This is a genomic window from Amycolatopsis sp. cmx-4-61 (genome assembly GCF_046548775.1).
GTDB lineage: Bacteria > Actinomycetota > Actinomycetes > Mycobacteriales > Pseudonocardiaceae > Amycolatopsis.
On the sequence record NZ_JAEBEI010000003.1, the window covers coordinates 308,629 to 333,395 of the forward strand.

The window sequence follows — 24,767 nt, forward strand, 5'->3', positions numbered from 1 at the left end:
TGTCCGTCCGTTCAATCGGCTGCGCTGCAGCAACTCGCTCTGAGGTCAGGGAAGGTAGGGGGTCGCGATGGTGGCAAGGCCGTCCCACGGCATGACGGCATAGCCTGCCCCGTTGTGCCAGGCCCGCACTTGCCGTTCCGGGTCGATGGCCAGCGCGTCGGCGCGGTGATCGCCGTCCAGGTCGGTGAACCGCAGCGGAGCGACGTCAGGAAACCCGGTGGCCACCACGATGCTCGCGCCCTCCCACGGCATCGGGGTGAATCCGCGGACGTTGTGCCAGGCGTGCCCTTCGCCGTCAGGCCAGACCGACACAATGTCGGTCTTGCCGTCGCCGTCGAGGTCGGTGAAGAACGTGGTGCCCGGCTTCATGCCGGTGGCCACCACGATGCTCGCGCCCTCCCAGGGCATGGGAGCGAATCCGCGGGCGTTGTGCCAGGCGCGGACGTCGCCGTTGGCGTCGACCGACATCGCCTCGGCTCGGCCGTCACCGTCGAGGTCGGCGAACTTGAGCCCCTGCGGGTCGAGGATTCCGGTCGTCACCACGACGCTCGCGCCCTCCCAGGGCATGGGAGCGAATCCGCGGATGTTGTGCCACGCGTGTCCTTCGCCGTTGTCCCACAGGGAGACGATGTCGGCCTTGTGGTCGCCGTCCAGGTCGGCGAAGTACGTCCGGCCGGGCACCATCCCTGTGGCCACCACGACATCGGCCGGGTTCCACGGGTTGCTGCCGAATCCCCCGTCGTTGTGCCAGGCGTGCACGTCCCCGTTCGGGTAGATCGCCATCAACTCGGCCCGGCCGTCACCGTCGAGGTCGGCCAGCAGGATCCGCGACGGCGTGGCGGTCAGCGGCGCGGTCTGCTGGTGGATCCAGTCGGCCAGATCGTCGACACGGGTCTCCACGGCGCCGCTGCGCGCCTCCGTCTCGGCCAGGCAGCCGTGCTGCCAGGACGTGCTGGTGACACCCACGAGCTCGACGTGGTCGCCGCTCGCCCTCAGCGCCGGGCCTCCGGCGTCGCCCTTGCACGGATCGTCGGCACCACCGGTCGCGGCGATCGACACCGAGGTCGGCGTGACGCCCTGCACGGAGTAGTTCGCCGTGTTCAACCGAGTCGGCACCCATTCGGTGGCGGTCCGCCCGAAACCGCCCACTCGCAAGGTTTCCCCCGGCGCCGGGGCCGTCGTAGCGATCGGCACCGGCGTGCCGGCCGGCAGAGAACCCGGACGGGCGGGAGTCAGATGCGCCAGCACCACGTCCCGGTCCGGGGACGGCACCAGCCGGTCGACCACCGGCAGTTCCAGCAGTTCGCCCGGCCCTGGCGTGGGAACCTTCGGTCCCAACGACACCGTCGTCGGCTGCGGCGGCTGCCCCTCCACTACGTCGGGGCCGAAGCATCGCTTCGCGGTGATCACCCAGCCCTGCGCCACCAGCGCTCCCGAGCACCCCGCGGTCGTGCCGTTGACCACGATTCGCGCGGCGTAGCCGTAACTGCCGTCCGATGCCGCGGTTCCCCCGCTCACCGCGTCGGCTGGGGCAGCCGGGAAAACCACCACTCCAGCACTCAGCACGACCGCCGAAAGCACTATTTTCCGAATTCGCACCCGATCCGCTCCCTCGTCCCCGGTCCGGTACCGGCAGTCGTCGTCGGGAGGGTGGCAAGTGCCGGCTTCGCCGGATCAGCACCGACCGAAGCCGTCGATTCGATCCGCGCCGTGAACGTCCACGACCGTGGTGACCACAGCCGCCGCGCGGTCGCTGTGGTCATCGGTCCGGGCCACGCACGAATTCCCCCGGCACAGGCCCCTCCCCGTCGCCAGTTGCCCGGTTCCACCCTACCTGCTCGCTGGCCGGATCGAAGCAACCCGCCAGCACCCACCTCGACACCTCACTCGGCCGCGATCTCCGGAAGTCCTTCCGCGCTACTCCAGTGGAACAGCCACCTCCGGCCACGACCACGATTATCAACCCGAACCGTCACCCTGAGACCGCCAGCCGGCGCAAGTGGAGTGGTCCGCACCGAGCCGATGTGCTCGATGTCCCGCGACCCGCGACGCGAGGAGTGCACGATCTGCACCGCCCTGGCCCCCGACGCCGTCTTCACCGCGCGCACCTACGCCACGAGAGACAGCCTAGAACCGGCCGCTTAGTGCGCAGATTTTCGCCGTTCACACGACGAAACCGCAGCTCAACAGCCAGCACTTTACCCAAGATCAGGGATCTTGAGCCAAAGTCAGGTAAGGTGACGGAATGGTCATGCGGGTGGCGGTTCCCGTGCTGCCGTGCCGAGATGTGCAGGCAGCGCGGTCGTACTTCACGGACGTGCTCGGATTCGACACCATATTCACCTGGGAGACCCCACCTAGCTACGCGGCCGTGATCCGCGACACCGCCGAGTTCCACCTGTACGCCGAAAGCAGCGTCGGCCCGGCCAGGGTGACGGTTGTCGTCGACGACGTCGATTCCTGCCACGACGAGCTGCGCGCCCGCGGCGCCGACATCGTCGAGCCACTGGCTGACCGGCCCTACGGGATGCGCGACTTCAACGTTCGGACACCCGATGGGCACTTGTTGATCTTTAGCCAGCCGCTTACCGAGTACGGGTGACCATCAGCGGACCAGCCGGAAGAATGACCGGACCTCGTCGACGAACAACGCCGGCTGCTCGAACGCCGCGAAGTGGCCGCCCTTGCCGGGCTCGTTCCAGTACCGGATGTTCGGGTCGGCCGGCGCTCCGCCCACCGCCGAGACGGGCGCTGCAGCTCCTTGGGGAAGACCGAACAGCCGGTGGGTACGGTCACCGTCGCGCCCGGCCGACCCGGAGATCCATTCGTTGACCTGCTGGAGGCTTTCCCAGTACAGCAGTGCGGATGAGGCACCGTTGCCGGGAAGCCAGTAGAGCATCAGGTTGTCGAGCAGCTCATCCCGGGTAATAACCCGATGCAGGTCGCCACCGGAGTCGGTCCACGACCAGAACTTCTCGACGATCCAGGCGCAGAGGGCGGCCGGCGAGTCGACCAGCCCGTAGCCGACCGTCTGCGGCCGGGTCGACTGCTGCGTCGAGTATCCGGAGCCCCATTCGTCCGCCTCCCGCAGTGTCGCGAGCGCCGCCCGCTCGGCACCGGTGAGGTCGTCCAAGGTGGCCGGATCGGGCGGTGCGAGCGGCGGCATGAGATGGATGCCGGCGACCCGATCGGGTTGCCGTTGACCGATGCTCGTGGCGATGCTGGTGCTCCAGTCGCTGCCCTGGGCGCCGAACCGCCGGTAGCCGAGCCGGGCCATCAGCTCGCACCACGCGTCGGATATCCGCTCGATCCCCCACCCCGGCGCGGCCGGCTTGTCGCTGAAGCCGTAACCGGGAAGCGATGGGCAGACCCCTCGAACCGGCCGCTTAGTGCGCAGATTTTCGCCGTTCACACGACGAAACCGCAGCTCAACAGCCAGCACCCCACCCAAGATCAGCGATCTTGAGCCAAGTCAGGTCATCGCGTTTCCACCCTGGCCGCGGTCCTCCTCACCGGCAGCCAGACAGCTGCCGTACCCGCAGCGGCGCGCTCGTCGAACCCACACTCGTGCTCATCGCGGGCGAACTGCTTCCCGAAACCCAGAAGGCGGTATCCCAGCGAAAGCGACCACCGTCATCGTCGGCCGCCCGGACCTGACGATCGCCACCGGGACGGTTGCGAAGGTTACTCAGCTCCACGTCCATACCGACCGCGACGTCGCCCCGGCCGGGACCGACACCATCGCCAAGGGCGCAACCCCGCCGCCACTGGCCGTCGCGTCGGGCGTGCCGGGCTCCGCGGAGACCGTCAACCTCATCGGCTGAGGCCGCACCGGCGACGACTGGGTACCGCACAATGTCCGCCGCCCGGTTCACAACGACCGCAAGCACCCGGTTCCTCCACTCGGCCACAGCCCACAAGATCTGGTTGTACCTGGCGGTGGCCTCGACGGCGCGGCGAGCGCGTACCGGCCGGTCTTCGCGCTGCACTGGCTGGGTGCAAACAGCACGATCTTCGTTGCGCCTTCGGGATTCAACATCGGTGGGGCGAACTCCGACGGTCAGGATGCGACCTTCGTGGACGACATGATCAAGCAGATCGAAGCGCGCTCTGCGTCGGCACGGCAAGCGTCTTCTCGGCCGGCTTCAGCTACGGCGCGGGCATGAGCTACGCACTCGCGTGCGCGCGGGCGAACGCACTCTGCTCGAGCGGCCACCAGTGAAGGACCGCTCGACCTGGCTCCCGACGGCCGGCCATCGAACGACCGGTCACGCCCCAGCCTGCTCCCGCTCCAGGTGCGCTTCACCAACGCGCCTCCTCATCGACGGCCGTGACCTCAATGAACGTCGCACACCGGCCGGCGCGCGATGCACAAGTCCGCGATAAGTGGATAACTCATCCGGTAACCTGCTATGGTCGTCCTAAGCGGATAGGTCATCCGCATAGCCGGAAGGGACGACACATGAGACGCACAGCTGTGCTGACGGGCGGGACGGCGGGCATCGGCCTGGAGACCGCGCTGGGCCTCGCCGCCGCGGGGCTCGCGGTCACGGTGGTCGGCCGCAACACCGACCGGGGCGCACGCGCGGTCGAGCTGATCAACGCGGCGCGGCCGGCGCACCCCGCCCGGTTCCTCCGCGCGGACCTGGCCTCGCTCGACGAAGTCCGCTCTCTCGCCGACCGGATCGCCGCCGACCACGCCGGCTCGGGGGACGCGCTGGCGGTGCTGGTCAACAACGTCGGAGCGATGTTCGCCGAGCGGCACTCCTACGACGGTGTCGAGGCGTCGTTCGTCGTCAACCACCTCTCGCCCTACCTGCTCACCGAGCTGCTGCTGCCCACGTTGCAGGCCGGTGCGCCGAGCAGGATCGTGAACGTCACCTCAGGCGCCGTCGGGGTCGCGAAGCGGGTGTTCGACGCCGTCGAGCCGCCCGGGGGCTACTACGGCTTCCACTGGTACGGCCGCGCCAAGCTCGCCAACCTCGCCTACACCCTCGACCTGGCCGCGCGGCTGGACGGAACGGGTGTCACCGTGTTGGCCGCGGACCCCGGGGGTGCCGCCACCGACATGACCGACCACATGCTCGACCCCAAGATCGTCTCCCCCGGCCTGCGTCTGCTCTGGCCGCTCGTGCGCCGCAAGTTCCGGCGCTCGACCTCGGGCCCTGCGTCGGTGGCAGCCCAGCCGTCGATCGTCGCCGCCACCGACCACGCGCTCGCCGGCCGGACCGGCGTCGTCATCGGCCCGCAAGCACGCCCGGTAGCAGCATTCCGCCCGGCGGCCGACCCCCGAATCGCAGCCGCCGTCCGCCGGCTCAGCGAACGTCACGCACCGCTCACGGTGGCATGACCCGACCGGCGGGCGTTCAGCGCAACTCGCCGGATCCGGATGCGCGATCCGATTAGGCTGTCCCCATGACGACCATGCCGCTGCGCAAGGACGCCGCCCGCAACCGGGACCGGATCGTCGCGATCGCCCGCACCTTGGTCGACGAGGGCACACCGCTGCAGCTGAACGACGTCGCCCGCCGCGCCGGACTCGGCGTCGGCACCGTGTACCGGCATTTCCCGACCGCCGAAACGTTGCTGGAAGCCGTCGCCACGCCCTGCCTGGAGGCCCTCACCGCGCACGGCAAGCAGGCGCTGACCGATCCCGATCCCTGGCGCGCGCTGGAAACCTTCCTGTACCGCACCGTGGAAGCACAGGTCACCGACGCGTCCCTGTCCCCGGTCACCGTCGCACCCACCGACGCCCTGCCGCGCACCACAGAACTCAAGGAAGAGCTGCAGTCGTTGGGCCTGACGCTGCTGGACCGGGCCCATGAAGCCGGGTTGGTCCGCCGCGAAGTGTCCGCTGCCGACCTGACTTCCCTCATGTGCGGCATCGCCTACGCAGCGCAAGTCCACAGCCGTGACCCCGGCGACCTGGTCGCCACCGCCCACCGGTACCTGACCACCCTGCTCGAAGGACTGAACGCCACAGCACCGAAGCCGTGAGCCGGCGGACCATCCAGGAGCGGATGGGCTACCGGACGAGGAGCCGCTCACGCAACCGCACCTGCATCGGTTTCGCAACGGTTCGGGCGGGTAACCCCTGGTTGTCCCAGCTCGACGCGAAGGAAGTGCCCGATGCCCGCATTGACCCGCGTACTCGGAGCGGCGACCGCCGCTTACAGCGTGACCATCATCGCCGCGCCGAAGGTTCTGGCGAAACCGTGCGGCCTGACCTCGGCGACCGGTGAGGTCGCCGGCGACGTGCGGACGCTGATCGGCGGGATCGGCGCCCGGGACGCCGCCATCGGCCTCGCCATGATGTTCGCCCCGGCCGGGCGGGCCCTGCAGCTGGCCCTCGCGGCGCGAGTCGCCTCCGACACCGCGGACGCGCTGGTCTTCGGCACCGGGCTGCCCGATCGCTCGGCCCGGAAGAAAGTCGCGGTGTTCGCCGCGGGCTGGGCCGCGTTGTGTGCGGCCTCCGCCCTTCTCCCCTGACCGTCGCAGCGGCCGCGACCGTGTCCGGCCGAACCTGCTGCCCGCCGGGCGGCCCCCATTGGAGCGTCATGCACAGTCTCGTCAATCCGAAAGAGGCCCGCGCGGCGACCGGCCGGGTCGTGCTGATCGTCGGCGCCACCAGCGGGATCGGCTTGGCCACCGCGGTCGCGTTCGCGGGCCGGGCCGGCAAGCTCGTCCTCGTCTCCCGCAGCCCCGAAGCGCTCGACGCCGCCGAGGCGGCCTGCCGACGTGCCGGCGCCGACACCGTGGACACCCTGGCCGAAGACGTCACCGACCCCGTGGCCGCCGACCGGCTCGTCGCCCGGACGGTGGAGCGCCACGGCCGGATCGACGTCGTCGTGCACACCGCGGCGGTGATGGGGTACGGCAGCGTGGAAGCGATGCCGGCCGAGGTGTTCACCGCCGTCGTCGACACCGCAGTGCACGGCACCCTCCACGTGGCCCGGGCGGTGCTGCCGGTCATGCGCCGCCAGCACGCGGGCACGTTCATCGGCGTCAACTCGCTGCTGGGGTCGGTCACCGTCCCGCAGATGGGCGCCTACGCCACGTCGAAATGGGGCCAGCGAGCCGTGCTGCGCACCCTGCAGCAGGAAACGCGCGACGAACCCGGGATCTCGGTGTGCATCGTCAGCCCCGGCAGCATCAACACCCCCATCTACGACCAGGCGGCCAACTACACCGGCCACGCGACCCGGCCTCCCTGGCCGGTCCTGGCCCCCGAACGGGTCGCCGCGGCGATCACGCGGCTGGCCGACCGGCCCCGCCGGCACGTGTCCGTGCCGATCGGTCCCGGCAACCCGCTCATCATCACCGGTTTCCGGCTGCTGCCCCGGCTCTACGACCGGCTGGTCGGCCCCCTGCTGCAGCTGGCCGTCCTCACCCGCGAACGGCTGCGGCCCACCCCCGGAACCGTGCACCACCCGGAGCCCGCCCGGGAACGCATCCACGGCCGCTGGCCGGCCCCGCACCCGGCGGAAGCCCCGGCGGTGCGCTCGTGACCGCGCCCGGCCCCGAGCCCGACGAGGTGCCCGGCCTGGAGCGCGGCGGTTCGGTCACCCCGGGCGACACCCCGCCCGACGCCGGGCAGACCTCCGGTCTGTCCCACCCCCAGCCGATTCCGTCGAAGAAGGGACCCGTTCTCGCGCTCGTCGTCATCGGGATCATCGTGGCCGGGGTGGCCGCGTTCTTCGTGGTGCGCGCCTTCGCCCTCCTGGACTGACCGGCTCAAGCCCGGCGCAGCGACAACCTGGTCCTCCGCGATTCGCGATCCGGCTCAGTCCCGGCGTAGCCGACGATCAGAGCAGCCGTGAGTGCGGGCACGGCCCACTGCACCCAGCCGAGCCCGCGCTCGGCGCGCACCAAGCGTTCGTGGCGTTCTGCGCTCAGGTCGGCCTCGGTGGACACACCGTCGCCGCCCAGGGCCGCATGCTGGATCCGCTTGCCGACCAAGTAGCTGTAGGTGGACGCCGCCATGGCGGCCACGGTGGTCGCCGCCTTGATCGCGGTCGCCGGATCGGGCAGCCGCTTGCCCCGGCGGCGGCCGCGCTGAGTCTTGACCGTGCCGGCCACGCCGACGAGGTGCAGGCCGATCGCCCCCGCCCCGACGGGTGTCCACCGGGACCAGCCGGTACTGGTGATCCGCGCCGCGGCGACCCGATCCGCGGCACGCGCCGCGGTCCCGTTCAGCCCGACCGCGCCCATCAGCGCTCCGCCGAGCCACACGGCCAACCCGAGGTCACGCGCACCACGCCAGGCCAGCTCGCTCTTCATCGGTACTACCTGCCCTTCAGCGTGCGCAGAGGTCGATTACCCGCCTCTGCGCACGCGAAGGCCAGGAGACGGTCATCTGAACGATCCGGGCGCGAGTACCCGGCCGAGGCAAGCCGAACCGTCACCCGCAACGCCGCGGCCGCCCCGTCCGGCGAAGGCGGGGTGGCTGACCTCTTACGCATCGGAAGCCGGGATCTGGTCCGGCGTGGTGGCCGGTGCCCCGGCGAGACGGCGCTGGAGGTCGAGGACGGCCTTGGCCCTGGCCAACTCCGCCGGGGCGAACGGCAGCAGCGACCGGGTCACCACCAGGCCACCGTCGGCGTCGGCCAGCCGCATCACCGTTCCGTCGATGCCTTCTCCGGCCCTCTTCCCCCGGCGGTCCACCGGTTTCCGTGCGATTTCGCAATCGCCCAGTACCGCCAGCAGCAGCTGGTCCGGATCCGTTTCCCGGGCGGCCGCCATCGTCAGCACGCGGGTCGGCAGGTCGACGAACTCGTGCACGTCCGCGGGTACGACCCGCACCTCGCGGCCGCCGCCGAGTTCGGTGACCGTGGCGATGTCCGCCGCGGTCGCGCCGGCCGGCGCGCGGACCAGGAACTCGTCCACCACGCCGTCCGGTACCGCGAGCACCTGCAACGAGACGATGTCGTAGCGGTGCGCCGCCAGCGCGGCCGTCACCCCCGCCAAGCTCCCCGGCACGTCGCGCACCGTGGCGCGCACCCGCCACGCCACCCCGGTCCGCGATGGATGTTCACCCGTGCTGCCGCGTGCCGGGTTCGGTCGCGGGCGGTGCGTCCACCACCGGCGCCACGCGGCGGTGGCGATCAGGAGCCCGCCCAGCCCGAACAGCATGACGGGGCCCACGCGGTTGTGCGACAACGTGCTGACGAACAGATCGGCGACCCCGGTGGCGATGAACAGGGCCGCGAGCTCGATCAGCTCACGGCTCATCGAGGTCCTCGCTCGCTGGACGGTCTTCGGCTGCGCCTCGGCTTCGGTCATGCGGCCAGCATCCGTGCCCTCTCTTACGCCGCCTGCGCCCGTCTGTCACGGTTCAGTTAACCCGAGGCACGCGGGCCCGCGCAAACAGCTGCAACGGATTTGCGGCCTGATGTACGAAAATTTCTGAAATCAGTTCGTCCATTGCCAACTGTTGTTGAGCAGCCTACAGTCTCGTCACCGACGAACGTCTTCCGGCAGCGTGGCGAGAGGAACTGACATGGCGGTCTCGCGCAGGACCTTCCTCGGATCAGCCGCCGCCGCGTCGGCGTGGGGTGCGCTTTCCCTCGCGGGCGCGCCCGACGTCTCCGCCGCGGCGAGCCCGCCGGGGGACGTCGTCGGCAAGATCACCGTCGGGTACCAGGGCTGGTTCGCCTGCGCCGGAGACGGCGCGCCGATCAACGGCTGGTGGCATTGGAGCCAGGACTGGAGCCGCACGCCGTCGCCGGCCAACAACGTCATCAAGGCCTGGCCGGACATGCGCGAATACACACGCACCTACCCCACCGCCTACGGCAACCTCGGAAACGGCCAGCCGGCCACGCTCTTCTCGTCCTACGACCAGCAGACGGTGGACACGCACTTCCGGTGGATGCAGCAGTACGGCTGTGACACGGCCGCCCTGCAGCGGTTCAACCCCAACAGCAGCGAGGGCCCCACCCGGGACGCGATGGCCGCCAAGGTCCGCAGCGCCGCCGAGGCGTACGGGCGGAAGTTCTACATCATGTACGACGCCACCGGCTGGGCGAACATGCAGACGGAGATGAAGGCCGACTGGTCGGCGAAGATGTCCGCGCACACGGCGTCGCCCGCCTACGCCCGCCAGAACGGCAAACCGGTGGTCTGCATCTGGGGCTTCGGCTACAACGACGCCAACCACCCGTGGGACGCGAACACCTGCCTCGACGTCGTCAACTGGTTCAAGGCCCAAGGCTGCTACGTCATCGGCGGCGTGCCCCGGGAATGGCGCACCAGCGACGGCGGCTCGCGACCGGGCTTCGGTGGCGTCTACCGCTCTTTCGACATGATCTCGCCGTGGATGGTCGGCGCCGTGGGCGACGTGGCCGGCTCCGACTGGACATACCAGAACCTCACCGTGCCCGACCAGGCCGACTGCACCGCCCACGGCATCGACTACCAGCCGTGCGTGCTGCCCGGCGATGTCTCCGCGCGCCAGCGGGCCCACGGCGACTTCATGTGGCGCCAGTTCTACAACATGGTGCGCGCCGGCGTGCAGGGCATCTACATCTCGATGTTCGACGAGTACGGCGAAGGCAACCAGATCGCGAAGACCGCGGAAAACGCCGCGATGACCCCCGCCGGTTCCGGCTTGTTCGCCCTCGACGAAGACGGAACGGCGTGCTCGTCGGACTACTACCTGCGGCTGACCGCCGACGGCGGCCGCATGCTCAAGGGACAGCTCCCGCTCACCGCGGTCCGCCCGACTCCACCGATCCCCACCACCGGCGGCTCCACCGACCTGGCCCGCGGGCGCACCGCCACCGACAGCAGCCACACCCAGAACTACAGCGCCGGCAACGCCGTCGACGGAAACGCCGACACGTACTGGGAAAGCGCGAACAACGCCTTCCCCCAATGGCTCCAGGTCGACCTCGGCGGCCCGGCCATGGTGACGCGAATCGTGCTGGCCGTCCCGCCGTCGAGCGCGTGGGGCACCCGGACACAGACGCTGACCGTCTCCGGCTCGAACGACGGCACCGCGTTCGACACCATCGTCCCGGCGACGGGGTACGGGTTCGACCCCGTCCGGGGCAACAGCGTCACCATCAGCATTCCCCCGACCGCACGCCGGTTCCTCCGCCTCACCTGCACCGGCAACACCGGCTGGCCGGCCGCCCAGATCGCCCGGCTCGAGGTCTACGGCTGACCGCGACGCCAGCGCCGGGACAGCCGGGGGAACCCGGCTGTATCGGTCACGGCCCCACCCGCAAGGACGGTTCGCCGGTCGCGGGCAGGTCCTGCCGCAGCGGACTGCGGCCCAGGCCGCTGACCCACATGGTGATCCGCCGTTGCAGGGGCCAGGGGAACCTCAGGACCGTGCCTGCGGCGACCCGCCGGCCGAGCCGGGCCAGCGGGTTCTCGAGCATCGCCAGCTTCGTCAGGCGATCGGTGAACGCGAGGACTTCCAGCGCGGCGGCTCGGCGCTGTCGTTCGTAGCCGTCGAGGACCGGCTCGTCGGCGTGGCCGGTGAGCACCGCGCCCAGGCGGGTCGCGACGTCGTAGGCGTCGGCGATGCCGGTGTTCATCCCCTGCCCCGCCGCCGGGCTGTGCACGTGAGCGGCGTCGCCGGCGAGGAACACGCCGTCCACGCGGAACCGGTCGGCGACCCGGTGGTGGACGCGGAACCGGGAGGACCACACCGGTTCGGCGGTCGACCGCGCGGCGATTCCCCGCTGGGCCAGCAATGCGTCGACGAACTGCCGGTCCGGTGCCTCCGGGACGGTCGCGGTGGGGCCGACCGTGGCGATGATCCGGTGGTTCGGGCCGGGGAGCCGGCCGAGCACGGTGACGCCCTCGGGTGACAGGTTGATCGTCGCTTCGTCGTCGGGGCCCGCGGCGGTGGACAGCGCGACGTCGGCGAGCACGAACTGCGAAGGGTAGGTCTCACCGGGGAACCCGACTCCGGTGGCCGAGCGGATGGTGCTGTGCGCCCCGTCCGCGCCGATGACGTAGCGCGCGGAGACCGCGAACCCGGCGGCCCCACCGTCCGGCTCCACGGTGCCGGCCACCACGTGCCGGGTGCCTTCGGTGCGCACGGAGGTGACTCGGTGCCCACGGCGAACCGAGCCACCGAGCTCGGCCAGCCGGTGCAGGAGCAGCTGCTCGGTCGTGCTCTGCGGCACGCCCAGTGCGAAGGGGTAACGGCTCGGCAGCCCGGTCAGCCCCACCCGCACGAGCGGCCGTCCCCGGTCGACCATGCCGATGCGGTGCACCCGGCGACCGGCGCGGACCAGTTCCTCGCCCAGGCCGAGCGCCGCGAGGAGTTCGATCGTGGCGGCGTGGACCAGCGCGGCGTTGGACGTCCGCGTCGGCTCCAGCGCGCTGTCCAGCACCACGTGCGGCACGCCGAGCGCGGCGAGGCGCACCGCGGCGGTCAGGCCCGTCGGGCCGGCCCCCACGATCACCACCTCCGTCCGCTCGACCACGGAGAGCGGTTCCACCACCCTGACCTCCAAGAGACAGTTTGTATCTTATTTTGGCAGGCTAGCACTTCCAGACGGGTTCCAGTTGTAGAGGTTGTGCCTCTTGTGGTCGAATCATGGGATGGCCGATGTGGATCCGCCGCCGGGGCGCGCGACGCGTCGCCGCGGCCACGAACTCGAGCAAGCGATCTACGGCGCGGTGCTCGACGAGCTGATGTGCGCCGGTTACGCGAACCTCACGCTCGACCGGGTTGCCCAGCGCGCCAGGACCGGACGGGCGACGCTGTACCGGCGGTGGCCGAGCAAGCGTGAACTGGTCGCCGACGCGGTGGCCGACGCCCTCCCGCCGCTGGAGGAGCGACCCGACACCGGCGACGTGCGCCAGGACCTGCTGATCTGCTTCACCCGCATGCACGGCCTCATCGAGGGGGTCGGGCGCCTGGCGATGCAGGCGGTCGCCGCCGAGTTGCACAGCCGCAACGACGACACGCTGGTCGACCTCGTCCGCGAGCAGGTGCTCGGGCCTCGGCTGCAGGTCGTGCTCGACGTCCTGCTCCGCGGGGCGGCCCGCGGGCAGATCCGGGCCGAGGCAGCCGTGCCGATACTGGCGCGGACCGGGCCGGCCCTGCTGTTCCAGCACCTGCTCATGTTCGGCAAGCCCCCGCCGGCCGCCCAGGTCGAGGACATCGTGGACCGGGTGGTCCTGCCCGCGGCGGGCTTCGTCCCCGGCTCGGCCTGAGGTGCGCGTGCCCCTTGGACGGCGTGCTCAGGCCGAGGCCACGCGCAACGCCAGAGAGCCGCCGGCCAGCACGAGGAACGACACGGGGTACAGAAGGTGGGAGTACCAGTGCGCCCGCGTGACGGTGACGACCGCACCGAGGAAGAACAAGATCAGGCCGACGGCGGCGGCGATCCCGAGCACCGGCACGGCGAGGCCGGCCAAGAGCCCGACGGCGCCCACCGCCTTGAGCAGGCCGAGGGGCAGCAGCCACGACGGCGGGACGCCGTACTTCGCCATGTTGTCGAGGACCCACCCGGCGCGGAGGATGTCGACCGCGGCGGCGTAGAGGCAGGCCGCGGCCGCCACGAGGGTGAGCAGAAGGTATGTCGTGAACACGGAAGTCCTTTGTGGTCAGAGCCTCGCCGGGTGGGCGAGGGTGCGGCGCCGGGAGTCACCCGCGGGCGTCCGACGCCGGTCCCGGAGTTGATCGGCGGTTCTTCCTTCGTCGAGACGAGCCGTCCTCGGCCACCGTGGCAGCTCAAGTGCACTTGAGCGCAAGAGAAGGGGAAACGATGCCTGCCGAGCTGTACTCGATCCGCGAAGCCGCCGAAGCCTTCGGCGTTCCGGTGTCCACATTGCGCTACTACGACGACATCGCCCTCGTACCCGCATCGGCCCGCCGTGCGCGGGTGCGGTGCTACGACCGCACCGCGTTGGCGCGCCTCGCCTATGTCCTGTTGTGGCGATCGGACGCGATGCTCAGCGTCGATCACACGATGGCCATCGTGTCCAGCGCCGATCGCGGCCACCGCAACGAGCTGCTCGAGCGCAGCCTCGCGGACCTCGACGATCGGATCGCCCGGCTCACCCGCGCGCGGAACACCCTGCAGCAGATGACGAACTGCCCGGACGACGATCCGGTCAACTGCGTCGTGACCGGGGCACGCATCCGGCGCGAGGTGGACGCGGCGCTGTGCTCGATCGGTGCCGGGGCGTGAACGGGCCAGCCGACCGGACCGGCGCACCGCGGCCCGCCGGACGATCGCGCACCATTCCCGGACTTCCGATGATCGACGGTCCGCTCCCCCGGTCCGCAGACTGGCTCACATCACCCACATGACCGGATCGAGGAAGTGACCCTGTGCGAACCGATGTCGAGTTCCCGTCCGCGGACGGCACGCGCACCCTGCGCGGTACGGCCCACGTACCCGACGACGCCGACGGCCCGGTGCCCGCCGTGGTCGTCTCCCCCGGCTTCGGTGACGTGGTGGCCCGCCTGCAGCCCGTCGTCGACGCACTGCTCGCGGCCGGGCTCGGCGTGCTCGCCTACGACCACGGCACCTTCGGGCTGAGCGACGGTGTACCCCGGCAGGAGGTGGACCCGGTCGCCCAGCACCGCGACCTGCGGATGGCCGTCACCGTCGTCCAGCACCAGGAGGGGCTGGACCCGGACCGCATCGGTCTGTGGGGCATCAGCTTCAGCGGCGCGCACGTGCTGACCGCCGCGGCCTGGGACCGGCGGGTCAAGGCGGTGGTGTCGCAGGTGCCGTGGATCGCCGGCCGGGAGAACGTGCTGCGGATGGGCGGCGAGCAGGCTCTCGCCACCTTCGGCGCGCTCCTCGACCGTGAGCGGGAGTCGCTTGTGGACGGTGCCGCCCCGTCCCGCGTGACGATCGCGCGGCGCACCGACGACGATTCGCCCGGGTTCGCGCTGTTCTCCGACGACGAGAGCGCCGCGTACTTCGAGAGCGGCCTCGCCGGCGTGCCGGTGCCGTGGGAGAACACGGTCACGGTCCGGTCGATCGCCTCCGTGCAGGAGTACGACGTCCGCCCGCTCGCCCCGCTGGTCAGCCCCACCCCGCTGCTGCTGGTGGTGGCCCGGCACGACACCGCGATGCCGGCCGATCTCGCCATCGGGTTCCACGACGCGGCCCTCGAACCCAAGGAGCTCGTCGTCGTGGACGGCGGGCACTACGACCTCTACCCGGCCGGCGACGCCTTCGACCAGGCGATGGACGTGACGACGCGATGGTTCACCAAGCACCTCTGACCCGTTCGCCGGCGCCGGCTCAGGACCGGGCGATTGACCCGTACGAGGAGCTCATCGCCCTGATGCACCTGCGCACCGTGATGTGGAAGCGGGTCGAGGGCCGGGGCCGGTGGACGCTTCGCTTCCGCGGCAACGGCCACGTCAAGTTCGGCGTCGTCGCCGCCGGAACATGCGTACTGACCGGCGTCGGACCGCCGCGCGAACTCGCACCGGGGGACTTCCTCCTGCTCGCCGCGCCACCGGAGGACGCCTTCGTGGGTACCGCGGACGTCGAGGCGGCCGGAGGCGACGAAGTCCCGTCCCACGCGTCCGGCACGGTGCTCACGCTGGGTACGGGCGGCGGGGAACCGGCGCAGCTGCTCTGCGGCCACGTGGAACTCGCCACGGCCAACGCGAACCTCCTGCTCGACCTCATGCCCGACGTCATCCACCTGCGCGCGGCGGACCGCGCGGCCGAGCGGCCCACCCGGCTGATCCACCTGCTGAAGGACGAAGCGCTCGCCGACCGGCCGGGCAGTGGCCTCGTCCAGGAACGGCTGGCCGAGGTGCTGCTCGTCGAGGCGCTGCGCAGCAGGCCGCCGGCGGCGGGGCCGATCGCGCCGGGGCTCCTGCGCGGGCTCGCCGATCCGCAGATCGCCGCGGCGCTGACCGCGTTGCACGCCGACGTCCGCCGCCCGTGGACGGTCACCGAGCTGGCCGCCAGGGCGCACCTGTCCCGGTCGACGTTCTCCCAGCGCTTCCTGGACCTGGTCGGCACCCCGCCGATCGACTACCTGGTGGCCTGGCGGATGGCGTTGGCCAAGGACGCTCTCGCCCGCGGCGCGACCGCGGCACAGGTCGCCGGCGCCGTCGGCTACGGATCGCCGAGCGCCTTCAGCTCCGCCTTCCACCGGCACGTCGGGATCCGCCCCGGCCGCTTCGCCCGCACGGACGAACGCCGGGGCCTCGCCGGTCCGCTCAGCGCGGCGGTGAGCCCTGCGTGAGGCCGTGAAGCAGGCACGGCCACTTCGGACACCCGAACCATTCGGCGGGCGCCGCGCCCGAGCGCGTCGGCGTCCCGGTGCGGTGGACGGCATGACGTCCACCCGAGAGGAGAACGTCTTGATCTTGATCACTGGTGCGACGGGAACGGTCGGGCGCGCGGCGACCAGACTGCTGCTGGCACAGGGGGAAGCGGTGGCGGCGGTGACGCGCGACCCCGCGCGGGCCTCGGTTCCCAAGGGTGCGCACGTCGTCGCGGGCGACCCGGCGCACCCCGCATCGCTCACCGACGCCCTTTCCGGCGTCGAGGCGATCCTGTTGAGTCCGCGCGCCGCCGGGGGTGGCGCGCGGGAGCTCCTGGCCCGCGCGGCCGGGCGCGGGGTGAAACGCGTGGTGGTGTTGTCGGCGACCACGGTCGAACACCCGGCGGGAGAGCCGCGGTTCGCCCAGGAGTTCGCGGCCGCCGAAGCGGTCGTCCGGGCGTCCGGTCTGGAGTGGACGGTCCTGCGGTGTGCGGACTTCGCCGCGAACAGCCTCGCGTGGGCTCCGCAGATCCGGTCGGCCGGGATCGTGCGCGGCGCCCACGGTCGGGCGGCGACCTCGCCGATCCACGAGCGGGACATCGCCGCGGTCGCGGTCCGCGCACTGGTCGACTCCGCCCACGCCGGGCGTTCCTACCTGCTCACCGGCCCGGAGTCGCTGACCCAGTACGACAAGGTGCGGCTGATCGGCGCGGCGATCGGCGCGGACGTGCGCTTCGTCGAGCTGCCGCCGGAGCAGGTTCGCCAGGGGATGCTCGCCGCCGGGCTGCCCGAGGAGGTCCCCGACCGGCTGCTCGGGTCCCTCGCCGACTACGCGCGGCGCCCTGGCCCGACGTCGCAGGTCGTCGAGCAGGTGCTCGGCCGGCCGGCGCTGACCTTCGCCGACTGGGTCGACGACAACGCCGGTGCGTTCCGTGGCTGAGACGTCCACGCGAACCGAAGGACGGGCGGCGGTCCGCACCGGGCGCGCGGCTCAGGGCCGCCTGCGCGCCGCCGCCCTGCTGTTCGGCGGCCTCTTCGCGGGGTTCATGGCCACCGTGCTGGTGCTCGAATCTTCGCTGCGCTCCTTCGACGGCACCGTCTACACCCAGGTCCGTCAGGTCGAACTCGTCGAGCTCGACACGTTCGCGACCGCCACCCTGATGCCGGCGCTGGTCCTCACCGCCCTGCTCGTCGTCGTGGCCTTCCGCGGTCGGGCGGGCCGCCGCTGGGTGCCGGCAGTCGCGTTGACCCTCTGGGTACTGGTGCTGGGCACGACCCTGGTGGTCAACCTTCCGATCAACGCCGACCAGCTCACGTGGAAGGTGCCGGCACCACCCGCCGACTGGGCGCACGTGCGCGACCGCTGGCAGGGCGCCCACGTCCTGCGCACCGTGGCGGCCGTGCTCGCGTTCGGGCTCCTCATCGCCGTCCCGGCACGCGGGGAAACGGAGGTCGGACCAGCACGTCCGTGAAGCACACGCTCGCGTGGCGGTGCCGACACAATCGGAGCAAGGCGCCGACCGGGAAGTAGCGGAATCGGGCCGCACAGCCACACTGACGGTTCGACCTCGCAAGCCACGCGTTCGGCCTCGGTGTGGCGAGCTCCGAGGACTTCGCCGGGGAGCGCCGTGAGGAGGCGCTCAGCCTCCGGCGGGACGGCTTCGACCTGCAGGGGCACATCCGTGGATGCGGCCGAACCACGTGTCGACAGGAGAACGCGGGGTGTCGCAGTGGCGCACCCTGGTGGACGTCTACGAGCGCCTCGGGCACCGGCGGGATTGCTGGAGAGCGCGACTTTTCCCGCCGACAGCATCAACTTCGCCGACCGCCTGCTCGATCGGGGCTATGAACCGGCCCCCGTCGACCTGTCCGAGTTCCGGCGTCCGGCGGCGGCCCCGAGTGCTGCACCCTGGAACTGCACCCGGCGGACGGCGGGTCTTCGGCGGCGACGGGCGCTGAAGGAGTTCTTCTACGGTGAGGACCCGAACGCCCCCCGCGGCGCACCTGTTCGGCAGGATCCCCGGCTGACCGGTCCGCAAGTGCCGCACAAGCCGCCGGTCATCGGCGGCGGTCCGTAGGCGCCGCAGCGTAGGTCCCGGCCGAAGCCGCAGGCCGCCCGCGTTCACGCCTCGGGCGCGTCCTCGGCGTCTTCGTGCGGGAGGATCACGTCGGGTCCGGTCTCCCCGGCCCCGAAGCCGTCGGCGGTGTCGGGCGCTCCTCGGCCGGGGTCGGCGGCCGCGATCTTCTGGTGTCCCGCTTCCGGATTCGGCTCGAACGGCGAAGTCGTCATGCCGCGGGCATACCCAGCGACCGGCGTTTCATTCGTCGGCGCGGTCAGCGACACGGTCCGGCCGGTCAGCCCGGACGTTGTTCAGCTGAGATTCACCTGCAGCTCACCCGAGGGCTCCGGCGTGCGAGGCTGAGGACATGGTCGACGAACAGCCGGACAGCCGCGCACCACGGTCGGTGGCCGAACTCGCCTCGGATCCCGCGTGGACGGTCACCCGCACCGGGACGAGCGGTCGCTGGCTCACCGCGGAGCGGGTCGTCGAGCTGGACGGGTGTCGTCGGCTCGTCGGGCTCACCCCGATCCGGCCGGGCACCGTCGCCGTCATGCTCTGGTCCGACGACGAGGTCGTCGAGCACGTTCGCGGCAGCGAAGCCGAGGCCTGCGTGACCGCACACCGCTGGGTGTCGAAGCTCCTGGCCGGCCACCAGCCCTGACCAGGCGCAGGCCGGGCTCGAAGGCGGTCCGCGGTCTCCGTTCGTTTCCGGGTTCGCCGCCTTGCCCTACGACATTCAGGTGAAGCGTGTAACCGCGTGGCGCAGTTCGACGAGTTCCCTGGTACGCGGCGTGCCGGATGATCCGGTGACCGACAGGAGGCCCGGGGAGGCGCCATGGTCGTCATCGGCACGTGGAACCTGGAGAACCTGTTCCGGCCCGGTGCTGACGGACCGCCCGATCAGGCCGCCTACAACGCCAAGCTCGAAGCGCTGAGCGCCACCATCACGACTGCGGATCCCGACGTGCTGGCGGTGCAGGAGATCGGTGACCCGGTCGCTCTCGAAGAGCTGGCCGCGAAGCTGCCTGGGCACTGGACGTGCACGACTTCCCAGCACCCCGACTCACGCGGGATCCGGGTCGGCTTCCTGTCACGGCTACCGCTGGCGGTGGTCGAGGACAGCGCGACCCTGCCACCGAAGCTGGCACCGGTCCAGGTCGCCGACCCGCCGGCCGCGCGCAGCGACCAACTCGGCCGTGGCGCACTGGTGGCCGGCGTGGAACTCGAGTCCGGCGGCGCGCTCACCCTGATCACCTGCCACCTGAAATCCAAACTGCTGTCCTACCCCGGTGGGCGGTTCGTTCCCCACGGGGAGGACGAGCGGGCCCGGTACGGCGCCTACGCCCTCTACCGCCGGACCGCCGAAGCCACCGCCGTCCGCGACCTCGCTACCACCTGCCTCAAACCGAGCGCGACCGAACGGATCATCGTGCTCGGCGACCTCAACGACGAGGCCACCGCCGCCACCACGCAGATCTTGACCGGCCCGCCCGGCTCCGAGATCGGCACCCCGGGCTTCGGACGGCCCGACGCCGGCGACCGCTGGCGCCTCTGGAACCTCGCGCAGCTCATCCCCGAAGACGAGCGCTACTCCCGCATCAACAACGGCCGCCGCGAACTCATCGACCACATCCTCGTCAGCCACGCACTGGTCGATCCGCTTCCCACGGTCCACGTCGTCCACGGCCAAGGCCTCCCGTCGGTTACCGACAGGCCGTCCACGCACGTCAGCAAGTCCGGTTCGGACCACGCGCCCGTAGTCGCCTCCTTCCCGATCTAGCAACGGAATGCGGACGGACGCAGCGTCGGCCCCTTCGCCGGAACACCAGTCCTGACACACTCAGCGCAGTCGTCGTGTACGCTGGGTGTTGTCCGAGAGCATCTCGTGCGCGAGTGATCGAACCTGCGCCGTCCTCGGCCCCAATCCGGCCGATCGCACAGCCGGGGACGGGAGCACCGGCATGCTGTCGGGCTCGAACACCACCTCCACCACCTCCACCCCCTTCGCGCCAACGGCCTCCGAGCCACGGCTGCGGCTGAAGCCGACGGGCCCCACCATCGGACGCGTCGACGGTGCGTGGTGGCCCCGCACCCGGGACCTGTCCGCCGAACTGCCTTCGCTGCTCGTCGCGGTGGCCGCCCGGCTGGGACGCATCGACCGGGTCACCTACCACCTCGGCGAGTGGCCGGCGTCCCCTCGCCGGCTCTCGCTCGACGACGGCGTCGTCCGGCTCGAGGGATTCCGGTCGCAGCACCCCGGAACCCTGACGGTGATCGGCTGGGACCGGCTCCGGCTGACCCTGCTGGTCGTGCCGCCGGAAACCGGTCCCGACGCCGCGCAGCGCGCCCTCACGGCCGCCGCGGACCGGGACAGCGCCGACGACGGATCCGCGCGCACCGCAGCGCTGCCCGCCTGAACCGCGCCACGTCCAGTGGCGTCCACGAAAGGAAATCCTGATCAGTACCTCCACATCGGACAGTTTGCTGTTCAGCCACCCCGACACCGAGGAACCCCGTCCCGGCGCACTCGCCGCGCCCCGGGGAGACCGATACGGGAGCTTGTTCCTCCAGCCGGCGGGCACAGCCGCACAGCCTTCGGGCGGCACCGCCGAACCCGGTCCGCAACGACGGCCGCGCGCGGCGAACACACGGGCACACGACCGGTCCGGACACCGAACCCGATGACACCGCACCCGATGACACCGGCACCGCTGCGAGCCGACCTGACGAAGGCCGACGTGCGATCGGGCCGCCCCGGCCCGGAAACCGGCGACACGGGCGGAGTGGCGTGTGCGGCCTGTGCCCATGCCCAGAGCTCACACGATTCGATCGCACGCCGTTACTGCACGGCCACCACGGCGGGCGGCTTCAACCGCGGATGCGTCTGCATCGGCGACACGACGAACGACAACTGAGGGAAAGATCATGACGACGGATGCCGCTTTCGTCTCCCGCTACGACCTGCGAGTCGAACTCGTGCGAGACGTCCTGAAGGAGAACACGGAACTGTCCGGACCCGCCTGCCAGGCACTCGCCGTGCAACTCCTGCACACCATGGACACGGTTCCCGAACGAATGCGGTGATGAGCGTCCACCGCACTCGGGCGGCAGGCCGAGAGTTCACCACGGTTTCCCAGCACGTGTCGTCCCCGCCGGCGTTACCTGGTGGCCGGGGTTCCGGGACAACCAGGTCCGACGGTAGACCGCCGATCGCGCTTGGAACGTGCCGCGCCGATCGCGCCGGCCGTCCGGCACGCCGACCAGCGGCCCTCTAGCGTGGCGGACATGGAGCACTCCGAACCCGACACCCGAACCCTCGAACTCAGCCTCGGCGAGTACGTGCGCGCGGTCGCGGCCGCGGTCGGTGTCCCGGACGAAAGCACCACGGTCGAGATCAGCGACACGGCGACCGCCTACCTCGGGCTGCCTCGGCGGTGGCTCGACCGGCCCGACCACGACGTCATGCTGGTGTGGAGCGAACGACGGGGGTGGTCGCTCGCGGTGGAAACCGAACCTGCCGAAGACCCGGTCGTCATCGCACGCCAGGGCGGCGACGACCTCGTACCGAGCCCGCGAGCGGTCGCGCGGTTCGTCGCCGATGCCGCCGCCGGGCGCCACACCGGCCAGGAGAACCCGGCCTCGACGACCGTGGCGACCCGCAAGTCGCTGGCCGAGCGGTTGCGGCCCTACCTCCGCCCTCGGTGACCCCGAAACACCGAGGGACGCCACCGGCAGCGGACCCCGGCGTGGGCGGTGCCTCGACCTGAGCGGCGGCGCCACCGGAGACCCGCGACCGGAATCACGTCACGACGGTCGGATGACCGTCCTCACGGAGCAAGCGCTCCTGCTCCGGGCCCGTCGGCGGCCGACCCGCGGCAAGCGCGTCCAGGAGCCTGCGCTCAGGCACCGAGGCGGCTGTAGATCCGGCTGGCCATGGTCGCGGCGAGCTGGTGCAGCTTGTCCGTGGGGTCGAGCTGGGCGTACTGCCCGAGCAGTTCGGCCACGGCGTAGGCCTCGGTGCCCGACAACAACGCGATGCAGCGTTCCCGGCGACCTCGGTCGATCAGCCGGGTGAGGGCGTCGGCGTAGTCCTCGCGGTTGCGCACCTCGGCGAGCTCGACCGGTTCCTGCCCGGCGACCTGGTCACTCATCGCACTGTCCTCCCCTGTCCCGTGCACTGCGGGCCTCGACCGAGGCGCTCACCTGCGGTCCCGCGGAAGCGGGGTACCCCGATCGGGTCGCGACGTAAAATCTATGGCCACTGGGTTAGACATTCGACGCCGGGTGTGTGTAGAGTCCTCCTCGGATCGAGAGAGACAACGTCAAGCAGGCGCGGGAGAGGACGTAACTACCCGCGAAGTGAGACAAGGCGGTCAGGCAGCACGGGGCCAATCGGTGAACAGGTCTCGGCTGGTGACCGGAGCAGTACTCAATCAGTTGGCAGTATCGGCAGTACCCGCAGTTGGATAGATCGCAGTAGGCAGTGCCAGCCAGGTGGCCGGGGCCGATCAAGGTAAGGGGTTCCGGGCAGTGGCTCGCGGCGTTACGCGTGCTGGGGCCGATCGGTGCAAGGGTTCCAGCCGGTGATGACCGCGGACGCAGTACGCAGCAAGAAGGAAACACAGGAAAGAAGGGAAAGGGCACATCATTGGATCGCCCGCAGCGGCTGGGCAGCAGCGCCGCGCGGGTACCGCAGTCCCATCGGATTGGCAGGTGGTTCTCGGTTACGAGTAAGCGATCCTCGCGTCGTCCGCCTCTCGGCCGGGCGACGCGAGTACAGGAAGCCGGCGGTCGCGCCGGTTGACAATGGTGAAACCCAAACCCCGGGACCCCGGGTGCCGTGCATGGCACCCGGGGTCCCTTGTGCTGCGGAGGGGGAACTTCGGCGGCGGACCGGACCGGCCTTCGAAGGGAACACCGCGGGCAGATTTGGTCAGCACGGGCAAGAACGTGCACGACAGCGAAGGACTGATCCAACGGCTCGAGGCCGTGGTTTCCGTGCTGCTCCCGCGCTCCACCACGGACACTCGTTCGCGGTCAGTTCGCCGCGCGGCAATCCCAGGTCATCTCGACGATGGTGCCGTCCGGACTGGCGGTGAGGGACACCTCGTCGGCCAGGGTGCGAATCAGCGGCAGCCCCCGTCCGTGCAGCAGCCCGCGGACCGGCGTGGGCTCCCAGTGCCCGCGATCCGCCACCGTCACGGTGAGGCGGTGACCATGATGCCGGGCGCTCAAGTCGAGCCGCCCGGCGTGGCCTTCGTAGGCGTGGACGACGACGTTGGCCATCGCCTCGTACACGGCCAGGACGAGGTCCGGCACCCGCCCCATCGCCAGCCCGGCACGCCGAGCCCAGTCGGCGACCTGGCGTCGCAGGCGGGCCAGCTGGTGCGGGGTCGCCTCCAGGCCACGGCGGTGGAGGTCTTCGACCTCGCCGTCGCAGGATCCGTCGAGGTCGTCTACGGGCGCGTCAGGCGAAGGGTCGCCGGAGTCGGTGGTCATGCACGAACCCTTTCTCTAGTTCGTACCGGGTACCCCAGCTCCGGAAATTCACTCGTCCGCGGACCGCGGCACCGCAGCCCGCCAGTTCGACGCGAGAACATCATTCACTCTTTAGTGTGAACCGCGAGGCCGATGGGTATCTGGCGCGCATGCCCGCCCTGACCGCACCCCCAGCGCCCCCCGTCGACAGTGTCGTTGTGACGGCGCCGCGCCGGTCCGGCGATTACGGTCACTGCGCCGAGCTGTTCGCCGAACGCGCCCGCCTGGCTCCCGACGACCCCCGCCGAGCGCACCTGCGCAACCGCCTGATCGCCGCCTACCTGCCGGTGGCCGGCAACGTCGCCGCCCGCTTCCGCGGCCGCGGCGAATCCCTCGACGATCTGGTCCAGGTCGCCCGGACCGGGCTCATCCGCGCGGTCGACCGGTTCGACCCCGGCCACGGCAGCGACTTCCTCGCCTTCGCCGTCCCCACGATCATGGGCGAGGTCCGGCGGCACTTCCGCGACAGCGGCTGGTCCATGCGCGTGCCGCGCGGGCTCAAGGACCTCCACCAAGCGCTCGCCAAGGCAGCGGACACGCTGTCGCACGAGCTGGGTCGCGCCCCCACTCCGCGGGAGATCGCCAGGCACCTCGACCTCGACCTCGACACGGTGCGCGAGGGTCTGCTCGCTGCCGACGCCTATCGGCCGGCCTCCCTCGACGCGCCGCGAGGCGGCGATACCCAGAGCTTCGCCGATCAGCTCGCGGACGACGAAGCGCCCTACAGCCGGTTCGACGACCGCGAGGCGCTCGGCCGGGCCCTGTCGGTGCTGTCCGCGCGGGACCGCGACATCGTCCGGATGCGCTTCCTCGACGAACTGAGCCAAAGCGAGATCGCCGCCCGGATCGGCGTCTCCCAGATGCAGGTGTCGCGGCTGTTGACGAAGGCCCTCGAGAAGCTGCGGGCGCACCTCGTCGCAGACGAGTGAGAGCGGCCGACGCGGCCAC

29 protein-coding genes are annotated in these 24,767 nt (G+C 71.1%); 20 read left to right on the forward strand and 9 right to left on the reverse strand.

The annotated features are described in order from the left end of the window. Positions 1-45: 45 nt before the first annotated feature. Complete coding sequence (locus ACLJOU_RS13815; RefSeq protein ID WP_410567237.1) at positions 46-1,518, reverse strand: trypsin-like serine protease; 1,473 nt, start codon at positions 1,516-1,518, stop codon at positions 46-48. A gap of 727 nt (positions 1,519-2,245) precedes the next feature. Between ACLJOU_RS13815 and ACLJOU_RS13820 the strand changes: the two genes are divergently transcribed. Beyond that, the gene (locus ACLJOU_RS13820; protein ID WP_053731577.1) at positions 2,246-2,602 is read left to right on the forward strand and encodes a VOC family protein; all 357 of its coding nucleotides are present in this window, start codon (positions 2,246-2,248) and stop codon (positions 2,600-2,602) included. A gap of 3 nt (positions 2,603-2,605) precedes the next feature. On the opposite strand, the gene ACLJOU_RS13825 is transcribed toward ACLJOU_RS13820, so the two are convergent. Then, the gene (locus ACLJOU_RS13825) at positions 2,606-3,442 is read right to left on the reverse strand and encodes an alpha/beta fold hydrolase (protein WP_410567239.1); all 837 of its coding nucleotides are present in this window, start codon (positions 3,440-3,442) and stop codon (positions 2,606-2,608) included. Positions 3,443-4,462: 1,020 nt separating this feature from the next. On the opposite strand from ACLJOU_RS13825, the gene ACLJOU_RS13830 reads away from it, so the two are divergent. The 5 genes from ACLJOU_RS13830 (at position 4,463) to ACLJOU_RS13850 (ending at position 7,729) form a co-directional block, all read left to right on the forward strand. Then, positions 4,463-5,350 carry an SDR family NAD(P)-dependent oxidoreductase gene (locus ACLJOU_RS13830; RefSeq protein ID WP_410567241.1) on the forward strand — a complete coding sequence of 296 codons (888 nt, stop codon included), beginning with the start codon at positions 4,463-4,465 and terminating at the stop codon, positions 5,348-5,350. 65 nt (positions 5,351-5,415) lie between these two features. Then, positions 5,416-5,997, forward strand: coding sequence for a TetR/AcrR family transcriptional regulator (locus tag ACLJOU_RS13835; protein ID WP_410567242.1), 582 nt, complete (start codon positions 5,416-5,418; stop codon positions 5,995-5,997). Between the two features lie 132 nt (positions 5,998-6,129). After that, positions 6,130-6,489, forward strand: a complete 360-nt coding sequence (locus ACLJOU_RS13840) for a hypothetical protein (RefSeq protein ID WP_410567244.1) — start codon at positions 6,130-6,132, stop codon at positions 6,487-6,489. A gap of 68 nt (positions 6,490-6,557) precedes the next feature. After that, positions 6,558-7,508 (forward strand): SDR family NAD(P)-dependent oxidoreductase, encoded by a 951-nt coding sequence (locus tag ACLJOU_RS13845; RefSeq protein ID WP_410567246.1) that lies wholly within the window; start codon positions 6,558-6,560, stop codon positions 7,506-7,508. Next, positions 7,505-7,729 carry a DUF6480 family protein gene (locus ACLJOU_RS13850; protein ID WP_410567248.1) on the forward strand — a complete coding sequence of 75 codons (225 nt, stop codon included), beginning with the start codon at positions 7,505-7,507 and terminating at the stop codon, positions 7,727-7,729. Before ACLJOU_RS13845 ends, ACLJOU_RS13850 begins: the two co-directional genes overlap by 4 nt. Positions 7,730-7,734: 5 nt before the next feature. On the opposite strand, the gene ACLJOU_RS13855 is transcribed toward ACLJOU_RS13850, so the two are convergent. Then, positions 7,735-8,280, reverse strand: coding sequence for a hypothetical protein (locus ACLJOU_RS13855; protein ID WP_410567250.1), 546 nt, complete (start codon positions 8,278-8,280; stop codon positions 7,735-7,737). Between the two features lie 174 nt (positions 8,281-8,454). After that, a complete protein-coding gene (locus ACLJOU_RS13860; RefSeq protein ID WP_410567252.1) occupies positions 8,455-9,282 on the reverse strand; it encodes a hypothetical protein in 828 nt (275 codons plus the stop codon). Positions 9,283-9,499: 217 nt separating this feature from the next. Here ACLJOU_RS13860 and ACLJOU_RS13865 point away from each other — a divergent pair, with 217 nt between their 5' ends. Continuing rightward, positions 9,500-11,167, forward strand: coding sequence for a discoidin domain-containing protein (locus ACLJOU_RS13865; RefSeq protein WP_410567254.1), 1,668 nt, complete (start codon positions 9,500-9,502; stop codon positions 11,165-11,167). Between the two features lie 46 nt (positions 11,168-11,213). Here the strand turns inward: ACLJOU_RS13865 and ACLJOU_RS13870 are convergent, their stop codons facing one another. After that, on the reverse strand, positions 11,214-12,461 hold the full coding sequence (locus tag ACLJOU_RS13870) for an FAD-dependent monooxygenase (protein ID WP_410567256.1): 1,248 nt from the start codon (positions 12,459-12,461) through the stop codon (positions 11,214-11,216). Between the two features lie 103 nt (positions 12,462-12,564). On the opposite strand from ACLJOU_RS13870, the gene ACLJOU_RS13875 reads away from it, so the two are divergent. Continuing rightward, on the forward strand, positions 12,565-13,182 hold the full coding sequence (locus ACLJOU_RS13875) for a TetR/AcrR family transcriptional regulator (protein WP_410567258.1): 618 nt from the start codon (positions 12,565-12,567) through the stop codon (positions 13,180-13,182). Positions 13,183-13,209: 27 nt separating this feature from the next. Here the strand turns inward: ACLJOU_RS13875 and ACLJOU_RS13880 are convergent, their stop codons facing one another. Then, on the reverse strand, positions 13,210-13,560 hold the full coding sequence (locus ACLJOU_RS13880; RefSeq protein ID WP_410567260.1) for a DoxX family protein: 351 nt from the start codon (positions 13,558-13,560) through the stop codon (positions 13,210-13,212). A 176-nt stretch (positions 13,561-13,736) separates the two neighbouring features. On the opposite strand from ACLJOU_RS13880, the gene ACLJOU_RS13885 reads away from it, so the two are divergent. The 5 genes from ACLJOU_RS13885 (at position 13,737) to ACLJOU_RS13905 (ending at position 17,690) form a co-directional block, all read left to right on the forward strand. Further along, complete coding sequence (locus ACLJOU_RS13885) at positions 13,737-14,162, forward strand: MerR family transcriptional regulator (RefSeq protein ID WP_410567262.1); 426 nt, start codon at positions 13,737-13,739, stop codon at positions 14,160-14,162. A 143-nt stretch (positions 14,163-14,305) separates the two neighbouring features. Next, positions 14,306-15,214, forward strand: a complete 909-nt coding sequence (locus tag ACLJOU_RS13890; protein WP_410567264.1) for an alpha/beta hydrolase — start codon at positions 14,306-14,308, stop codon at positions 15,212-15,214. Next, entirely contained in the window at positions 15,193-16,197 is a 1,005-nt protein-coding gene (locus ACLJOU_RS13895; RefSeq protein ID WP_410567266.1) for an AraC family transcriptional regulator, read from the forward strand. The genes ACLJOU_RS13890 and ACLJOU_RS13895 overlap by 22 nt, the downstream gene beginning before the upstream one ends. Positions 16,198-16,315: 118 nt before the next feature. Then, on the forward strand, positions 16,316-17,158 hold the full coding sequence (locus ACLJOU_RS13900; protein ID WP_410567268.1) for an NAD(P)H-binding protein: 843 nt from the start codon (positions 16,316-16,318) through the stop codon (positions 17,156-17,158). Continuing rightward, a complete protein-coding gene (locus ACLJOU_RS13905; RefSeq protein WP_410567270.1) occupies positions 17,151-17,690 on the forward strand; it encodes an anthrone oxygenase family protein in 540 nt (179 codons plus the stop codon). Before ACLJOU_RS13900 ends, ACLJOU_RS13905 begins: the two co-directional genes overlap by 8 nt. 650 nt (positions 17,691-18,340) lie before the next feature. On the opposite strand, the gene ACLJOU_RS13910 is transcribed toward ACLJOU_RS13905, so the two are convergent. Next, a complete protein-coding gene (locus ACLJOU_RS13910) occupies positions 18,341-18,508 on the reverse strand; it encodes a hypothetical protein (protein WP_410567272.1) in 168 nt (55 codons plus the stop codon). 137 nt (positions 18,509-18,645) lie between these two features. On the opposite strand from ACLJOU_RS13910, the gene ACLJOU_RS13915 reads away from it, so the two are divergent. The 6 genes from ACLJOU_RS13915 (at position 18,646) to ACLJOU_RS13940 (ending at position 21,986) form a co-directional block, all read left to right on the forward strand. Next, on the forward strand, positions 18,646-18,942 hold the full coding sequence (locus tag ACLJOU_RS13915) for a hypothetical protein (protein WP_410567274.1): 297 nt from the start codon (positions 18,646-18,648) through the stop codon (positions 18,940-18,942). A 174-nt stretch (positions 18,943-19,116) separates the two neighbouring features. Beyond that, positions 19,117-20,061 (forward strand): endonuclease/exonuclease/phosphatase family protein, encoded by a 945-nt coding sequence (locus tag ACLJOU_RS13920; RefSeq protein WP_410567276.1) that lies wholly within the window; start codon positions 19,117-19,119, stop codon positions 20,059-20,061. Positions 20,062-20,242: 181 nt separating this feature from the next. Further along, positions 20,243-20,698: a DUF5994 family protein gene (locus ACLJOU_RS13925; protein WP_410567278.1), complete on the forward strand. Its 456-nt coding sequence runs from the start codon at positions 20,243-20,245 to the stop codon at positions 20,696-20,698. 279 nt (positions 20,699-20,977) lie between these two features. After that, the gene (locus ACLJOU_RS13930) at positions 20,978-21,196 is read left to right on the forward strand and encodes an RGCVC family protein (protein WP_410567594.1); all 219 of its coding nucleotides are present in this window, start codon (positions 20,978-20,980) and stop codon (positions 21,194-21,196) included. A gap of 10 nt (positions 21,197-21,206) precedes the next feature. Continuing rightward, entirely contained in the window at positions 21,207-21,365 is a 159-nt protein-coding gene (locus ACLJOU_RS13935; RefSeq protein ID WP_410567280.1) for a DUF6307 family protein, read from the forward strand. A gap of 201 nt (positions 21,366-21,566) precedes the next feature. After that, positions 21,567-21,986 (forward strand): DUF6292 family protein, encoded by a 420-nt coding sequence (locus ACLJOU_RS13940; protein WP_410567282.1) that lies wholly within the window; start codon positions 21,567-21,569, stop codon positions 21,984-21,986. A gap of 194 nt (positions 21,987-22,180) precedes the next feature. Here ACLJOU_RS13940 and ACLJOU_RS13945 read toward each other — a convergent pair whose 3' ends face one another. Further along, on the reverse strand, positions 22,181-22,432 hold the full coding sequence (locus ACLJOU_RS13945; RefSeq protein ID WP_410567284.1) for a hypothetical protein: 252 nt from the start codon (positions 22,430-22,432) through the stop codon (positions 22,181-22,183). Positions 22,433-23,318: 886 nt separating this feature from the next. After that, on the reverse strand, positions 23,319-23,780 hold the full coding sequence (locus ACLJOU_RS13950; protein ID WP_410567286.1) for an ATP-binding protein: 462 nt from the start codon (positions 23,778-23,780) through the stop codon (positions 23,319-23,321). 149 nt (positions 23,781-23,929) lie between these two features. Between ACLJOU_RS13950 and ACLJOU_RS13955 the strand changes: the two genes are divergently transcribed. Then, positions 23,930-24,748, forward strand: a complete 819-nt coding sequence (locus tag ACLJOU_RS13955) for a SigB/SigF/SigG family RNA polymerase sigma factor (protein ID WP_410567288.1) — start codon at positions 23,930-23,932, stop codon at positions 24,746-24,748. Positions 24,749-24,767 lie beyond the last annotated feature (19 nt).